Annotated in this window: 1 protein-coding gene; it reads right to left on the bottom strand. The window is 58.4% G+C overall.

All coding sequences use genetic code 11. The features are described from left to right. Window positions 1–51: 51 nt before the first annotated feature. Window positions 52–921 carry an IS3 family transposase gene (locus tag AC01FP_RS17930; RefSeq protein ID WP_474482142.1) on the bottom strand — a complete coding sequence of 290 codons (870 nt, stop codon included), beginning with the start codon at window positions 919–921 and terminating at the stop codon, window positions 52–54. Between the last annotated feature and the right edge of the window lie 20 nt (window positions 922–941).

Below are 941 nucleotides of genomic sequence, written 5' to 3'. Positions count from 1 at the left end.
CTGACGTGACCCCCTTTGCTGCTCCAGTTCCTATGAGAGCTGGTGGGTTAGTCAGGCCGCTTTCCATTGCTGGAGGACTTCCAGGGGCGTACGCCCCTGGAGAGCCGAATGCGGTCTGTAGACGTTGTACTCGATTCGGTGCTGTTCTGCCAATAACTTTGCCTCTGGTAAAGATGAGAAGAGCTCAATATTCAAGAATTCATCCCTGAGCCTGCTGTTAAACGACTCCACAAACGGATTCTCCCAGGGTGAACCTGGAGGGATGTATGCCGTTCCTGAACCACTGCCTGTGCACCACTCCTGCAATGCGTGGGCAATGAACTCAGGGCCATTGTCCATGCGCAGATGGGTAGGTGCTGGATACAGCTTGAGTAGCTCCTCGATCGTGTCGATCACTTCAAAAGCCCTACAACGTCGACCTACACGGATCGCCAGGCAAACCCGGCTAAATTCATCCACCACGTTCAAGAACTTGAGGGCGCGGCCATCCATCGTCTGATCGAACTGGAAGTCGATTGCCCAGACGTGATGCGGGTATTCAGAGCGCAACAGCTCCCTGCCACCTCCAGCAGGCCGGGAGCGCTTGCGACTGCGAGGCAGGGGCCTTTGGAGACCTTCCTCACGCCAGATCCGTTGCACTCGCTTGTGATTGACGCTCCAGCCATCCAGTCGTAGCCGCCGGTAGACGAGCCGACGGCCCCAACGCACATGGCTCCGGGCCAGCTCCCGGATCCGCCTGCGCAGCTTCTGCTCCTCGATGTCTGCCAGCGGCACAGGGCGCCGCTGGGTATTGCGATGTTGACCTGTCAAACGGCATGCACGCCGCTGAGAAACCCGGAATCGATCCTGCAGAACCACGACGGCTCTGCGACGACGCTCCGGGCTTAGAAGTTTCCCATCGCACCACAAGGTGCGCCTCACGGCGCAACAAGCTCCTTAAG

The sequence above is a fragment of the Cyanobium sp. NIVA-CYA 375 genome, from assembly GCF_056108345.1.
This window is presented reverse-complemented; position numbering and strand designations above follow the sequence as displayed.